Source organism: Stenotrophomonas maltophilia (genome assembly GCF_047782825.1).
Taxonomy (GTDB): domain Bacteria; phylum Pseudomonadota; class Gammaproteobacteria; order Xanthomonadales; family Xanthomonadaceae; genus Stenotrophomonas.
On record NZ_CP180589.1, the window covers coordinates 844,925 to 859,711 of the forward strand.

The window sequence follows — 14,787 nt, forward strand, 5'->3', positions numbered from 1 at the left end:
CACTGCCGCCGCCCCGGCCGGCACCCACCCAAGGACCTCCCGTGACCCTGCTGCAGCAACTCCTCTTGCAGACCCCCATCTGGGTCTGGGTGCTTCTGGCCTTCCTCATCTCGCGCGGCATTGCGGCCATGCGCCCGGGACAGACCTCGCTGCGGAAGCTTGCCATCGTGCCGGCGCTGTTCAGTGTCTGGGGAATCTGGTCCATCAGCCACCGCTATGGCGGCTCGCCGCTGGTGTGGAGCGAATGGCTGGCCGGCATCTGCGCGGGCGCGGCCCTGGGCTGGCTGCTGCTGCGCCGGGCAACGCTCACCGTGGATGCTTCCACCGGCAAACTGTGGCGCAGCGCCGACTACAGCCTGCTGCCGCTGCTGCTGATCACCTTCGTCATCAAGTACGGCTTTGAAACGGCCCTGGCCGTGGCGCCTACGCTCAGCGCCAACGCGGGCTTCAGCGCGGCCTACCTGCTGCTGTCCGGTGGCTTCACGGGCATCTTCATCGGCAAGTACTGCCGGTACCTGGCCGCCTTCCGACGCGCCACGCCCAGCGGCATGCAGCCTGCGGGCTGAGGTTGCCCACGCCGTGGGGCAGGGCGCGCCGCTGGGCCGCCCGCGCCCCATGTTCACCCTGCAGCGGCGAGAATACGGCACCGGGTGCGCGCTGAAGCGCACCGCCCACTGCCTGCAGGTTCGCAACGATGTCCAACAATCCTTTCGGTGAATCCTCCTGCGCTGCGGCCGCCAGTGGCTGCGTTGAAGTGCGTGGCGCGCGCGAGCACAACCTGAAGAACGTGGACGTCTCCATTCCGCGCAACGCCCTGGTGGTGTTTTCCGGGGTCTCCGGCTCCGGAAAGTCATCGCTGGCCTTCGGCACCGTGTACGCCGAAGCGCAACGGCGCTACTTTGAATCCGTCGCACCGTACGCACGTCGCCTGATCGACCAGGCCGGCGTGCCCGATGTGGACGCCATCGATGGCCTGCCGCCGGCCGTGGCCCTGCAGCAGCAGCGCGGTGCCAGCAACGCACGTTCATCGGTGGGCAGTGTCACCACGCTGTCCAGCCTGGTCCGCATGATGTATTCGCGCGCAGGGGCGTACCCGGCGCACCAGCCCATGTTGTACGCCGAGGACTTCTCGCCCAACACGCCACAGGGTGCCTGCAGCACCTGTCACGGCCTGGGGCACGTGTATGAGGTGACCGAAGCGCTGATGGTCCCGGACCCCTCGCTGACCATCCGCGAGCGCGCCATCGCGTCCTGGCCGCCGGCCTGGCACGGCCAGAACCTGCGCGACATCCTGGTCACTCTGGGCTACGACATCGACGTGCCCTGGAAGAAGCTGCCGAAGAAGGACCGCGAGTGGATCCTGTTCACTGAAGAATCGCCCAGCGTGCCGGTGTATGCAGGCTTCACGCCCGCCGAAACGCGGGCCGCGCTCAAGCGCAAGGAAGAGCCCAGCTACATGGGCACCTATACCGGTGCACGCCGCTACGTGCTGCATACCTTCGCCAATACCCAGAGCGCGCTGATGAGGAAGCGCGTTTCCCGGTACATGGAAGGCAAGCTCTGCCCCAGCTGCCATGGCAAGCGGCTGAAGCCTGAGGCGCTCTCGGTCACCTTCGCGGGCATCGACATCGGCCAGTTCATGGCCATGCCGCTGGACCAGCTGGCCGATCTGCTCGAACGGGTCGCGCAGGGCGATTTCGGCGCGCACGAGGCAGGCACACGCAGCAGTACCACCGGCAAGGATCGCGCCCAGCGGGCTGCGAGCGGCCGCGCCAGCCATGCAGCAGCGCCCGACGTGCGCCTCACCTCGGCCCTGTCGGAAGAAAAGCGCCTGGCCGCACAGCGGCTCGCAGGCGGGGTAATGGCACGCATCCGGCAACTGCGGGGGCTGGGCCTGGGCTACCTTTCGCTCGATCGCGCCACGCCCACCCTGTCCGCGGGCGAACTGCAGCGCCTGCGGCTGGCCACCCAGCTCAGTTCCCTGCTGTTTGGCGTGCTGTACGTGCTTGATGAGCCTTCGGCTGGCCTGCATCCAGCCGACAGCCAATCGCTGTACGACGCGCTGGACCGGCTGCGCGATGGGGGAAATTCGGTATTCGTGGTTGAGCACGATCTGGAATTGATGCGCCGCGCGCAGTGGCTGGTGGATGTCGGCCCGGCGGCGGGTGAACATGGCGGTCGCGTGCTCTACAGCGGCGAGCCCGATGGCCTGCGTACGGTCAAGGATTCCCGGACCGCCCTTTATCTGTTCGACAAGGTGCCTGCGCCGGCCAGCCGGCAGCGCCGCCCTGCACGCTGGCTGGAGCTGAAAGGCATCCACCGGCACAACCTGCAGGGTGTGGATGCGGAGGTGCCGCTGGGCCTGCTGACCGCGGTCACCGGTATTTCCGGTTCGGGCAAATCCAGCCTGATGGCACAGGCGTTGCCCGAACTGATGCTGCTGCATCTGGGGCATGAGCCGGCTGAAGACGCCGCCGATGGCGCGCCCAGCGAAGGGCCCACGGTCATCGAAGCCACCCACGGGCAGCTGGCGGGCGATGTGGACGCCATCCAGCGGGTGGTGCAGGTCGACCAGAAGCCCATCGGCCGCACGCCGCGATCCAACCTGGCCACCTATACCGGCCTGTTCGACCACGTGCGCAAGCTGTTTGCCGCCACGCCCACCGCGCGGCGGCGCCGGTTCGATGCGGGTCGTTTCTCCTTCAACGTGGCCAAAGGCCGCTGCGAAACCTGCGAAGGCGAGGGCTTCGTCAGCGTGGAGCTGCTGTTCATGCCCAGCGTCTACGCACCGTGCCCCACCTGCCACGGCGCCCGCTACAACGAGGACACGCTGAAGGTGCTGTGGAACGACTGCAATATTGCCCAGGTACTGCAGATGACCGTGGACGAAGCGCATGCGTTCTTCATCGAAGAAGACGCCGTGGCCCGCCCACTGCAGCTGCTGAAGGAAATCGGACTGGGCTACCTGCGGCTGGGGCAGCCGGCAACGGAACTGTCCGGCGGCGAAGCGCAACGCATCAAGCTGGCCACCGAGCTGCAGCGCAGCCAGCGCGGGCGCAGCCTGTACGTGCTGGATGAGCCCACCACCGGCCTTCACCCCTCCGACGCTGACCGGCTCCTGGTCCAGCTGCAGCGGCTGGTCGACGCCGGCAACACCGTGGTTATGATCGAGCACGACATGCGTGCGGTCGCCCAGGCCGATTGGATGATCGATGTCGGCCCCGGTGCAGGAAGCGCGGGCGGCACCATCGTCGCCGCGGGAACACCGCAGCAGGTGGCGCGGGCAAAGGGAAGCCGCACGGCCCCGTTCCTGGCCACGGAGCTGTCGCGTGGCTAGCCGCGCACACGGCGCGCATACGAAGTCCACATACAGTCGACATCGCGTGCCATAAGGTGCTTCCAACTTCCGAACGCGCCGCCACCGTGAATCTACAGACCCTGGCCTCCACGCCGTACCGCATGCTTCCCGACAGCTGCCAGTTCGAGCTGCTTGATGTCGACGCGCTTCAGGATCCGGCCAATGGGCGGCTGCTGCACCTGTATTCGCTGGTGGCGCGCTGCCTGTCCTGCGAAACGGTCTTCAAGGCCGAGGAAGGGCAGGGGCTGGTCAGCCACTCTGCTGCACGCGTGGTGCGGTGTCCTGCCGGTTGCGGGCAACAAGCCTTCAAACCGGCGCTGCTACGCGACTGGCGCCCGCTGGCCGCCGCCCAGGCCTGATCGTTACGAAACAGCGCCCGCGCCTCTGCTCAACTGGCCGAGCGGCGCATCTCTGCCTGGCAACCGCACAGCCTTGCATTGCTGATGGCCTGCCGCACACCACAGGCCGAGCAGGACAGCACGGTACCGCCGGGCACATGTTCCATCTCGTCTTCGCGCCACACGCTGAAAGAACCGCACGAGGTGCACGTCGCCTTGATGTTCAGCGCCCGCGCCAACTGCCCCTCGGGGTTTGCCTGATAGGTCAGATCGACGATCTTGAAGATTCCGGTATGGCTCATGCGATGTCTGTCGAGGCGTGTTAGCGAAAGAGTGCCGCAACGGCGATAGCGGCAACGTCAGCCCGATGTGTAGCGGAAGAGACGGAAGGCCTCAGCCTTCTTCGCGCTTGATGAAGTCTTTCAGGCGCGCACGGCTGATCGCCTGGCGGCTGCCGCAGGCAGGGCAGGTGATGGCAGCGGCGCCATCCAGATCCAACAGCCCATGGCCCGCCACCGCCCTGAACTGCCGCTGGCAGCTCATGCACGAGCAGTCGATGCGTGTGACCTGCAGAAGCGTGCCATCTGCCCGCGTCACTCCTTCGACGCTTGATATGTAGAACTGTCCGATGTCGCGCATGGAGATGAACAACTTCCTGAACTGCGGGGGCGCCCATGATGCATCGCGTGACACTCAACGCGCCCACCTGCACCGGCAAGAATTCTGAAGAATTCAGAGAGGCACGCAACGGGTGCTATTGCCACCAGTGGTAAGGTGTGAATTGGTGCCGATCTGGCATCGGTTTACAGGCCACACTCAATGCCCATCAGGGCCGTTGTATACGCAAGCCAGGTGGCGAGCGATCTTTCCAATGAACGTCTTGAAGCACTCGTTGCCGACGCGGCACGATTCAACCGGCTGGCCGGCGTTACCGGCATCCTCCTGCACGACGGCACCCGCTTCGTGCAGTACATCGAAGGCCCCGAAGACGGCGTGGCCACCGTTTACGAACGGGTTCTGCAGGCCACCAGCCACACCGAACTGGTGGAACTGGCACGCGGCCGGGTGTTCGAACGGCAGTTCCCGTACTGGTCCATGCACCGGCTTCCGGTAGACCAGCTGTTCGTGGGCAAGCTGGCCCGTGCAAACTGGTCCAGGTTCAAGCGCAGCGATCCCGATGCGGCGGTTGAAGGCTACGGTATCGATCTGCTGGCCGCCGCCGTGGCACCGCATCTGAACGCTGCCTAGGCCGGTGCCGGTAGATATCTGCCGGCCACTGCGGCAATGCTCCGGCCTTGTCCGGCAAGGTCATCCGCCCGGCCAACCGCTTTCCGCCGTTGGCCGGGCGCGGGATACTGGCATGCATGCCGTCCATCCCTCAATTCTGGTTCCGCCTGGTTCACCCACTGCGCAGCGAAGCATGGCGCCGTCGTGCGGCGCTGTGGATCGGCGCCGTTGTTGTGGCGCTGGTGGCGATTGTGTTCACCAAAGCCAGCGATGCAGCATTCGGGCTGTTCCAGCGTGCCATCGGGCATTCGCCTTGGTGGGCGCTGCTGCTTACGCCTGGCATCTTTGCCTTGCTGGCCTGGTTGACCAGCGGCGCGCTTCGGCCCACCCGCGGCAGCGGCATCCCCCAGGTAATCGCCTCGCTGGACAAGCCCGACGAAGGCTTACGGCAAGCCAATCTGTCACCCGCGGTATCGGCCGGCAAGCTGCTGCTCACTTCCCTTTCGCTGCTGGGTGGTGCGTCCGTAGGCCGCGAAGGCCCTACCGTGCACGTGGGTGCCAGCCTGATGTACCTGATTGGCCGCTGGTTCGGCTTCAAGGACCCCCGCGAGTTGTCGCACTTCCTGCTGGCAGGCGGTGCCGCGGGCATTGCGGCCGCCTTCAATACCCCGCTGGCAGGCATCGTATTCGCCATTGAGGAACTGAGCGGGCGCTTCGAGCACCGCTTTTCCGGCACCTTGCTGACCGCCGTGATCGTGGGCGGGGTGGTGTCCCTGGGCCTGCTGGGCAACTACACCTATTTCGGCCACGTGGCTGCCCGCATGCCGCTGGGCCAGGCCTGGCTGGCCATCCTGCTGTGCGGCGTGGTCGCTGGCCTGCTGGGCGGACTGTTCGCGCGCACGGTGCTGGCCAGTGCCGCCGGCCGCCCGCGCTGGCTCGGTACGCTGCGCCAGCGGCATCCGGTGCTGCTGGCCGGCGGCTGCGGCGTGGTGGTTGTGTGCTTGGCCGTGGCGTTTGGCGAAGGCGCCTACGGCACCGGCTACGAACAGGCCCGCAGCCTGGTGCAAGGGCAGGCCGTGGTAGGGCATGAGTTCGGCTTGATGAAGCTCGTGGCCAACCTGGCCTCTTACGTAGCGGGAATTCCTGGCGGCTTGTTTTCACCCGCGCTGGCGGTAGGGGCCGGACTGGGCCACAACCTGGCCGCCTTGATGCCAGGCGTCGATCCGCGCGCGTTTGTTCTTCTTGGCATGTGCGCGTATCTCACTGGCGTCACCCAGGCCCCCCTGACCTCAGCAGTCATTTCGCTGGAACTGACCGACAGCGGTGATCTTCTCCTGCCTATCCTGGCAACGGTGCTCATCGCCCGCGGGGCATCCGGCCTGGTCTGCCGCACCCCCATCTACCGCGGCCTGGCCGAGCAGTTGCTCGGCACGAACCCACGCAAGGCTGCGGCGGGGACATAAGCCCGCCGCACCCGGCAAGCGGCTTACTTCGGCATCAGCACCGTATCGACCACGTGCACCACGCCGTTGGACTGCATCACATCTGCCGTGGTTACCGACGCCTTGCCGCCCTTGGCATCGATCACCCACACCTTGCCGTCCTGCAGCTTCACGGTGAGCGGTTCGCCCTGCACGGTTTTCAGCGTGCTGGTACCGCCGTGGCTGCGCGCGGCGGCAGTCAGCTGCGTTGCGGTGTAGGTGCCCGACACTACGTGGTAGGTCAGCAGCTTGGTCAGCTTGGCCTTGTTTTCGGGCTTCAGCAGCGTATCCACCGTGCCGGCCGGCAGCTTTTCGAACGCCTGGTTGGTGGGCGCGAACACTGTGAACGGGCCCTTGCCGCTAAGCGTGTCCACCAGGCCGGCGGCCTTCACCGCAGCCACCAGCGTGCTGAGGTCCTTGGCGGTGGAGGCATTTTCCACGATGGTCTTGTTCGCATACATCGGCACGCCACCCACCATGGGGTTATCGGCGGCAAACACGGTGGGTGCAGCACAGGCAACCGCGATGCCCGCGGCCATGGCAAGACGCTGAATCTGGCTACGCATGTTCGTATCCTCATTGGTTGGGTGCAGGCAGGCCTGCCGTGAACGCGCCCGGAGCACATGCAATGGCGCGTTGTGCAGATCTCTACGTGCGGCAAGGGCAGGGTGGATGCACCCGGAATCAATCAGGGTGTGAACAGTTCAAGCAGGTGGATGGGGCGTGAGGGTGCGGCCGGCCACTCGGTTGCCGGGGCAGAGCCCGGACTCCCCGGGCAGACGCGCCTGCGCTAGCATGCGGGCACCCGCACGGACTGCTATCGCCCAAGGCAACGCAATGGACATGCAATATCTGGATGACACCCCGGCCGTGTCGCGGCCGCGCGATGAAGCACTGACCTTCCAGTGGCTCTACGCCCGCGTGCAACGTTTGAGCGACCACAGCATCTACCCGAAGGCCGGTGCGGTTGAGCGCTGGTCCATTCGCATTGCGGTTGTTGCCGCCGTGGTAGGCGTGGGGTCGGGGTTGCTCCTTGATCGTTGGGTTCCGGTTTCGATACTGCTGCCCATCACAGCCATCTGCTTGCTGGTGGAGATTGGCGGGTTTGCTGTCAATTCCATCCTGGCGGTGTGCAGGCAGTATCGGCAATACATCCAGCCAAGGCTGTCGCACGCCAAGGAAATGGACAGCGAGTTCAAGCAATGGCAAGTCGTCGTCTCCGAGTTGCGGGGCTTCCCCAGAATCGAGCGTGAGGAGCGCCTTCGTTACATCACCGCCCTCAGGACCGGAATGACTGATCGCATGGGCCTACTTTATGGTGGCTTGCAACGGCTGGGACCGTTCCCGCTGCTGATCGCACTCTTTGTGCAGTACCGCGCCTGGAAGACGAGTGGCTGGGTTGGAGTATTCGATGTGGGCTGGCCGGGCGGCATCCTCATATTCTTCATGGTGCTGCTCTACGTAACCGGCTGGCTGCTGATCAGCCAGCGCACCCGCCTGGAAACCTACCTGAACCTGCTGGAAGCCTCGCTACAGGAAGCGAAGGACTCCGCCCCGTAGAGTCGAACCTGCTCGACTGCAGCAGCTTCAATCGCCGCGGCAAACCAAACCCGAAACTCCTCCCCATCCTCCAGCGCGCTTCCACCCGTGCCCTCGGGCCGCACGCCAAACCCAACCAGGCTCCGGCAATCCAGGCCCTCCACCGGCGCCTCCTGCCGGGCGGGCAGGGGCAAGCGCAGACACACCGCGCCCGCCAGCAAGCCGCCCATTATCAACAGCGCAACAAAGTGCTTCTTCATTCAAACCCCCAGCGCGGCCATCAATCCTGCGGTTGCATCCGCTCGTTTGCGTGCGCAGTCAGTGCAATGCAGGCCATCATCAGGCCTTCCATCACGCGGTCACCCACGTACTGCTCAGGCTCGCCGTTCTGCCGGGCGCGCTCAGCCGCCAGCAGGATTTCCTGCACGATGCGCAGGCCGTTCAGGGCGCAATCCGCATCGGCCAGGGCCATCTGCCGCCCACGCAGTTGATGCCGCTCCGGCCACAGTTGGCCATTGGCAGCGACGCCACCGCCAATGCGGTGGAGCAGGGTGATGAGGGTATTCGGGTCCGCATCCGGGCCAGGGCAGGGGACTTCCTGGATGGGGCGCGGGGGAGGGGAATGCGGCTTGGTCATGGCTGGCTCCTTGCGTGCAGGCAGAAGCCGCCACCAATAAAGGTGGCGGACGATGCGTGGTTCGAAACCCGGTCTACGCTGAACCGGCAGGCACAAGGCCTCCACGCACCGCCCGCCATAGCCGGCAGACGGATTGCCAGCCGGCACCACGCGGGGTGGTGCCGACTGGCAAGCGTAAACATCAGCGTAGATCCGGGGTTTCGAAGCCCGGCCACCCTTTTTCGGTGGCGAGACAAGGATTACTCCCGGCTGCGCGATATGCCAAGGGGTTGGGGTCAAATCCGCCAAAGCCCTAGACGCTTTTGGCATTGTTGCATAGCTCGAATCATTGGCGATGCATTGAGGGGAAAGGACTTCAACGCCCAATCAGGAAAAGACGCCCAATCACTCTCCTGAAACTCCGGAGGGTGGCAAAAACGACATCAATGGCCCGTTGGGCAAGCCGCTATCTCAAGCGTTTCGCAATGCGATCAGTCGACCAGGTCCGAATGAGAGGTGCCGACTACGCTCTCGTTCCGGCGCTCGGAGGCTCTACCTATCGGCCGATGAGATTCTGCGCAAGAGCACCGTATTGGCCGGCCAGAGCACTATCGCGCCCATAGAGCTCTACGAAGTCTCTGGCACAAGCGGAAAACTCACTCCGGCTATCCGTTGCCAAATCAATGCGAAGCTGATGTGCATTGCGCAAATCCTTTGGAAGCGAGGGAACTTCAATGGTGCGCAGGGCATCCCAAAGAAGTGCAACAATCTGAGCGCGCCGGGTAGTGAGATCCTCGTGATTAAGCTTAAAGAACTCGATATTCACCAGTGCGCGCTCGTAGTTCTTTCCCTTTTTCCTGGCTGGCACGGCCAATACGCCATCAAATCGAATAAGAGTCGACGGGTCAACATCGATGGTGCCGAGCGGGTAGAGCAGCAAGGCGTCCTCTGTGCTGAGCTTCGTTGGATCGCCACCCCTAACATTTCGCCGCCCCCTAATGGGGAAATAATCCGACTTGAGTGTCGAGTTGCATCGAGTGCACGCAATCAAGTAGTTGAGAGGGTGATAAGAAAGAAGATAATAGCCAGAGGCATTTGCATTTCCCACCTTGCATGGCGGGGAGAACTGAACAAGCCCCTTGGCAGCCTTGACCGGCCACTTGCTCACGCGGGATTTAGGGCGAAAGTGTTCTACCTCATGAACCTTGCTGGCAAGTTTCTTTCCGGCAAGCTTCATTTCACAGTAGGCACATTTTTCATGCTGAAGGTCAATATAGACCTCCTTTATATCCCCCCAAAATTCGGAGCCGCCTCCGTACGATCGGAGTGCCCTGTAATGAGACGTTCGTTTTTTTGCGCGATCAAACCAAGTGCCGTTCTTAGCCTTGATCGCAGCATATAGAGAGCTCTGAGTAGATGTGATCTGTATCATCTCAGAGCTCTCCACTGGACAGAAGTTCAAGATACTCGAGCGCTGCGGTTGCGGATCCAGTCTCGCGCCTCTTTCGAAGCTCGTCCAACCTTTTGGAGACATCTGGAGCGCGAGTCGACTCAAGACCAAAATATGGACTCAGCAGCAGCTGCCCAGCGCTCTTGCCATGAACGCGCTCGGGATAGCTACGGGATATCGCGCCCTGATCGGTTACCTCGAGTCGCTGAATGTTCTGCTGCTCAAGAGAGCCAACGACGAGTGGACTGTGACTGGTAACGATAAATTGGATATTCGGAAGCGCCTCGGAGAGTGCTGGCAACACTAGCCTCTGCCATTCGGGATGAAGATGAAGATCAATCTCGTCGATCAGCACCACACCCTTGTTATCGACAAGCTTCCGGCCGCTGGGCGCGCCCATGCATAGGTGATACAGCATATCGCCGATCCATCCGATGTAGGCGCGAAACCCGTCGGAGAGTGCACGAAATGGGACGTCGATTCCCGACATCTCAAACATGATCTCGCCACCCTCTGACAGCTCCAGAACGCTTGAGTGCATTCGGCAGCTGCTGGGCAGCAATTTGTTGAAAAGTCCTGCTACTTGCTTATAGCGGCCAGGATTGCGTGAGGCATACCCCGGCAGCCAAGATGAAAGCGGAATCAGGCTGTAGTGTTCCTCAAAAAGTCCAGCGACGCGCTCGTAACGACTTACCCGGGTCTTGTGGCGCAATGAAAAATCCACCCGGCGACCGTGCTCAACTCGGCGTGTGGCGCCGTAACCTACGAGGAAAAATGCACTACTCTCTTTGGTGTGCTGGGCCTCCAAGACCATTCCGGCATAAGACTTGGGCCGGACCCACTCAAGCCGTTCAGCGTCACCCACTTTGGTTATCTCCGCCCCCATTGAAAGGGTGCGACTCTTTGACTTTATGCCTAGATCCTGCGGATCCAACCACACTCGCGAGTTGATTTCCGCGAACCTTGGAGTTCGGGATCTACCACTCCCTCTGAGCTTCGACCTGGCCTTGGCGCTGGGGAGCTTGCGCACGTATCCATCCGAAACGAAGCCGGAGTTTCCCTCAAGCACGGGGGCCAATACACTCATCGCAATTGCCCTGAGTACCGTCGACTTGCCAGAGCCATTGCTTCCCAGAATCACATTGACATTTGGGAACTTACTGCCCTCCACTGCAAAGTCTGTCGACATGAAATCGAGCTCTGCGCTTCTTATGGAGCGAAGGTCATTGACACTGAGTGAACGGATATGCATTTTTTCTCCTCATGCTCTACAGTGCTCTGACTTCCGAGAGGATCGGACACGAAATTTTTGCCCAAGGCAAGAGCTTTTCCGCGGGCGGAATGACAGCGTGCGACTGCTAGATGCTTAGCATAAGACTTCTTGGTGAGTGTTGCAGCGTCGACTCCACTCGGATATCCCCAATTTGGCGGATGGCTCGCCCAGGCATTCGAGAAGGCAGCGGTGGAGGTAATGAGCCAGACAACAGAACCGAAAGTAGAATGTGCAGAAGGTGCGCGCTCCCGCTCCCAGGCTAATCCACAGCTCTCCTGCAGCGAGTAGGTTCGCGCATTCCATTGTGGGCACCCACCGTCACGCCCGCTACGATAAGCCATCCGGCAGGCATGCAGACGCCCCCCCCCAAGTAAGACTGCCGGCTACGCACCACCGGCAGCCCACCCCACCTTACATCCCCCGAGCGCGATTCTGTTCCTGCTCGCGCTGCTGGTTCTGGTCCTGCTGGTTCTGCGTCTGCGTATTGGCCTGCTCCGCCTGGCGGGTGCTGGCCTCCACGGTCTGCGACACCGCCTGGCTGTGCTCGACAACCGCACGGCGTGCGGCCGGGTCGTTCATCTCACCCTGCACGGCAAACACGCCCGAGCCATCCAGGCGGGCCACCACAGAGTCGATCCGGTCCATGCCAGCGCCCTTGCTCGCCACCACCAGCTGACCGGCTGCGCGCTCGATCTGCTCGTTGTCGCTGAACACCGGCCGCATGCCTACCTGCGCACGCTGCTTTTCCATGTCCTGCAGCTTGCCAACTGCCTGCTCGAAGCGGGCATTATCCGGGTTCGAGGCATCGCGCATGCTCGGTTCTGCCTGCGGCTGCTTCTTCTCGGCTACCGCTGCATCCAGAGCCGTCAGCGTCTTGTCGCCGGCCTTGCCGTCGTCCTTCAACCCGTTAGCGCGCTGGAAGGCCTGCACCGCAGCAAGGGTGTCGTCGCCAAAGTAGCCGGTGTTGGAAAGCGGCTTGCCATCCTTGCCCTGGTAACCCAGGCCGGCCAGCCTTTCCTGCATGACCTTCACTTCATCGCCGCGCTCTGTCTTGGTCAGCATGCCGTCGGCCATGGCGTTCTGCGCAGGCGCCCGGCGGGCCGGGGCGTCCTGGCCCAGAGTGAGCCGGTCGTTCAGCATGTCGCCCAGGTACTTGCGGTACTGGTCCGGCTCCAGCTCGATATGGGCATGCACCGCGCCCGGTGAGCCGGCGTCGGACTGCTTGATCAGCGGCGCACCGTATTCGACATAGTCGCCGCTCTTGTACGGCGAACTGCCGCGCTCACCGTGCAGCACCTGGCCCAGCAGTTCGCGATCGGGGTGATTCTTCGGGTGGCTCCAGATGCTGACGGAGTTCCACGCATTGTTGTTCACCTCCACGTAGCCGGCGACCGGATTGGGAATCATCACGTCGCGCTTCCAGTTCTGGTCAGTCAGGATCAGATCCTTGTGGACCAGCGGAATGCCGTTGCGATCGCCCTCGCGGCGGGTGGTTTCCAGCTCGCCTTCGATCATTTCCGAGTGGCGGTCGGCCAGGTTGGCGTTGCCGGTGCGCACGGCTTCGCGGTTGGTCTTGGGGTGATGGATCTGGAGATCACGGAACGCGTCTTCGCCGGTAGTGCCGTGGGGAATGGTGCGGTTCGCGCGGTTGTCGGCGCTGCCCATGGGCTCCACCACGCGGATGCGCTCACCAGAGCTCAGGTCACGGGCGGGGGCCGCCGGGTCCTGTGCGGGCGTGACCGGCGCAGCCGGGGCCGCAGGCGCGGGGGCAGGGCGCTCTGCGGGGGCAACAGGCGCCGCACCGGCAGTGCCCTGCTGGCGGACGGCGCCATCCAGCGCGTCCAGGGTGTTCTTGCCGGCCTTGCCGTCTTCGGTCAGGCCGTTGGCCTTCTGGAATTCGCGCACCGCATGTTCGGTATTGGGGCCGTAGTGCTTGTCGGCCGTCAGCGGCTGGCCATCCTTGCCGGTGTAGCCGGCCTGGATCAGCTTGTTCTGCAGCGCTTCCACCTCTGCACCGCGCTCGCCGGATACCAGCACGCCATCGGCCATGGGGTTGGCGTTGGCGCGCCCGCGGCCGCGCGACTGCTGCGGCTCGGGCTCACCGAAGGCCTGCTGGTAATCCTTGCCCTGGTAGGGCTCCGGATTGCGGTTGACCTGGTCGTAGCGCGCCAAGGCCACCAGATCGCCCTTCTCGGACACCGCGCGGTCGCGCAGCCCCGGCCACCAGTCCGGCGAGCTTTTGAAGTTGGTTTCGATGTGATTGATCTTGTAGTCCTGCGCCGCGCGGATGATCTGCTCGTCGCTCAACTCGGCCAGGTTGTAGTTTTCGCCGTAGGCTTCCTTCAGGCCGGTCTGGAACACCGAGCGGGTCAGATCGCGGTACTGCACCGACGTGCTCCACAGGGCATCCTGCACGGCGGCGCCGCGACCAGACAGGTCGACTCCCGCCTCCTGCAGGCGCTCCATCTGCTTGTCGTAGTACAGGGTCTGGATGAAGTCGTGCTGGTCCTGGGCAAAGCCTGCCGGATCAGCGGCGGCCACTTCCTTCCACTTGGCACCAAACGCCGCCGTGCCCGGCTCCAGGCCGGCGAACTGGTCGCGGTAGGCAGATGCCGCGATGTATTCGGCGGCACCCCCCATCTTGGTGGAGAACTGGTAGGTGCCATACGAAATGCCGCCGTGGTCACCTACACCGGTCGACACCGTACCCGGGCCACGCCCGCCCGACTCGCGGTGTGCCGAGGTCTGGCCGATGTGCCAGGCGTCCATCTTCTGCTTTGCTTGATCCACTACGTCCATGTCTGCACTCCTTTGCGGTGGGGATTACTTCTTGATCAACGCCTCGAGGGCGTCGGCACGATTGGCGAAACGGTTGATGCGGCACGACTGGGCATCCAGCATCTGGCCCTGGCCCTGGGTAGCAGGGTCGTATCGGCAGTAGCGATCGGTATCGCGCATGTAGGTGTCCTGTTCGTCGCCCAGCTTGTCCTTGAATTCGCTGTCCGGGCCGGCGTCGATGGCCTGCAGGGCAGCGCGCATGCGGTTCTGCTGCCACAGGAACTCTGCATCTGCGCAGGCTTCCATGGCCGAGGTCACCGCATCGCTGGCGGCCGCGCACTTCTTGAACTCGGGGCGCAGGTTGGCGCGGTTGTACGAATCATCAGGGCGGTAGGGATTGCCGTCCTCATCGGTGATGGGGGCGCCGTCGTCGGCCTTCGCAGGTGCGGGCTGTTCGGCAGCGGCTGCTTCGGTCTGCGCTGCCGGAGCGGGCGCCTGGGCCGGGGCGGCGGATTCGACAGGGGCCGCGGGCGCGGTCGCCGCTGCCGGTTCGGCCACAGCGGCCGATTCCGCCTGCGGTGCCTGGCAGGCAGCCAGCAACACGCCTAGGGCAAGCGCGGACCAGCGGGCCTTGCCGCCGGTGGCGCGAACGAAAAGGGTAGGGGCCTTCACTTCCTGCATCTGTCTGTCTCCTTGAAACGGGTTACGGAATGACGCGCAGCATGGC

General features: G+C 63.7%; 14 protein-coding genes and 2 pseudogenes. 6 read left to right on the top strand and 10 right to left on the bottom strand.

What is annotated here, in order from left to right; translation table 11 throughout:
* The first annotated feature begins 41 nt into the window (after positions 1–41).
* The 3 genes from ACM2ZB_RS03885 (at position 42) to ACM2ZB_RS03895 (ending at position 3,717) form a co-directional block, all read left to right on the top strand.
* A complete protein-coding gene (locus ACM2ZB_RS03885) occupies positions 42–566 on the top strand; it encodes a DUF6622 family protein (RefSeq protein ID WP_416057522.1) in 525 nt (174 codons plus the stop codon).
* A 128-nt stretch (positions 567–694) separates the two neighbouring features.
* Complete coding sequence (locus ACM2ZB_RS03890; protein WP_416057523.1) at positions 695–3,337, top strand: excinuclease ABC subunit A; 2,643 nt, start codon at positions 695–697, stop codon at positions 3,335–3,337.
* A gap of 86 nt (positions 3,338–3,423) precedes the next feature.
* Complete coding sequence (locus ACM2ZB_RS03895; RefSeq protein WP_416057524.1) at positions 3,424–3,717, top strand: hypothetical protein; 294 nt, start codon at positions 3,424–3,426, stop codon at positions 3,715–3,717.
* A gap of 29 nt (positions 3,718–3,746) precedes the next feature.
* Here ACM2ZB_RS03895 and ACM2ZB_RS03900 read toward each other — a convergent pair whose 3' ends face one another.
* Both ACM2ZB_RS03900 and ACM2ZB_RS03905 read right to left on the bottom strand, forming a co-directional pair.
* Positions 3,747–3,998: a hypothetical protein gene (locus tag ACM2ZB_RS03900; protein ID WP_416057525.1), complete on the bottom strand. Its 252-nt coding sequence runs from the start codon at positions 3,996–3,998 to the stop codon at positions 3,747–3,749.
* A gap of 91 nt (positions 3,999–4,089) precedes the next feature.
* Positions 4,090–4,347 carry a hypothetical protein gene (locus ACM2ZB_RS03905; RefSeq protein WP_416057526.1) on the bottom strand — a complete coding sequence of 86 codons (258 nt, stop codon included), beginning with the start codon at positions 4,345–4,347 and terminating at the stop codon, positions 4,090–4,092.
* 168 nt (positions 4,348–4,515) lie between these two features.
* Between ACM2ZB_RS03905 and ACM2ZB_RS03910 the strand changes: the two genes are divergently transcribed.
* Entirely contained in the window at positions 4,516–4,944 is a 429-nt protein-coding gene (locus tag ACM2ZB_RS03910; RefSeq protein ID WP_313436203.1) for a BLUF domain-containing protein, read from the top strand.
* A 116-nt stretch (positions 4,945–5,060) separates the two neighbouring features.
* Positions 5,061–6,386: a chloride channel protein gene (locus ACM2ZB_RS03915; RefSeq protein WP_416057527.1), complete on the top strand. Its 1,326-nt coding sequence runs from the start codon at positions 5,061–5,063 to the stop codon at positions 6,384–6,386.
* Between the two features lie 23 nt (positions 6,387–6,409).
* Here the strand turns inward: ACM2ZB_RS03915 and ACM2ZB_RS03920 are convergent, their stop codons facing one another.
* A complete protein-coding gene (locus ACM2ZB_RS03920) occupies positions 6,410–6,970 on the bottom strand; it encodes a fasciclin domain-containing protein (RefSeq protein ID WP_416057528.1) in 561 nt (186 codons plus the stop codon).
* A gap of 277 nt (positions 6,971–7,247) precedes the next feature.
* On the opposite strand from ACM2ZB_RS03920, the gene ACM2ZB_RS03925 reads away from it, so the two are divergent.
* Positions 7,248–7,964, top strand: a complete 717-nt coding sequence (locus tag ACM2ZB_RS03925) for a hypothetical protein (RefSeq protein WP_416057529.1) — start codon at positions 7,248–7,250, stop codon at positions 7,962–7,964.
* A gap of 259 nt (positions 7,965–8,223) precedes the next feature.
* Here ACM2ZB_RS03925 and ACM2ZB_RS03930 read toward each other — a convergent pair whose 3' ends face one another.
* The 7 genes and pseudogenes from ACM2ZB_RS03930 to ACM2ZB_RS03960 form a co-directional block, all read right to left on the bottom strand.
* Entirely contained in the window at positions 8,224–8,580 is a 357-nt protein-coding gene (locus tag ACM2ZB_RS03930) for a hypothetical protein (protein ID WP_416057530.1), read from the bottom strand.
* Positions 8,581–9,115: 535 nt separating this feature from the next.
* Entirely contained in the window at positions 9,116–9,991 is an 876-nt protein-coding gene (locus tag ACM2ZB_RS03935; protein WP_416057531.1) for a hypothetical protein, read from the bottom strand.
* A gap of 1 nt (position 9,992) precedes the next feature.
* Positions 9,993–10,874 (bottom strand): AAA family ATPase, encoded by an 882-nt coding sequence (locus tag ACM2ZB_RS03940; RefSeq protein ID WP_416058616.1) that lies wholly within the window; start codon positions 10,872–10,874, stop codon positions 9,993–9,995.
* 276 nt (positions 10,875–11,150) lie between these two features.
* Positions 11,151–11,261 (bottom strand): annotated as a pseudogene (locus ACM2ZB_RS03945) (hypothetical protein); the annotation flags it as partial.
* Positions 11,262–11,693: 432 nt separating this feature from the next.
* Entirely contained in the window at positions 11,694–12,797 is a 1,104-nt protein-coding gene (locus ACM2ZB_RS03950) for an XVIPCD domain-containing protein (protein WP_416058617.1), read from the bottom strand.
* A 378-nt stretch (positions 12,798–13,175) separates the two neighbouring features.
* Positions 13,176–14,081 (bottom strand): annotated as a pseudogene (locus tag ACM2ZB_RS03955) (peptidoglycan-binding domain-containing protein); the annotation flags it as partial.
* A 24-nt stretch (positions 14,082–14,105) separates the two neighbouring features.
* Complete coding sequence (locus tag ACM2ZB_RS03960; RefSeq protein ID WP_416057532.1) at positions 14,106–14,741, bottom strand: lysozyme inhibitor LprI family protein; 636 nt, start codon at positions 14,739–14,741, stop codon at positions 14,106–14,108.
* Positions 14,742–14,787: the final 46 nt, after the last annotated feature.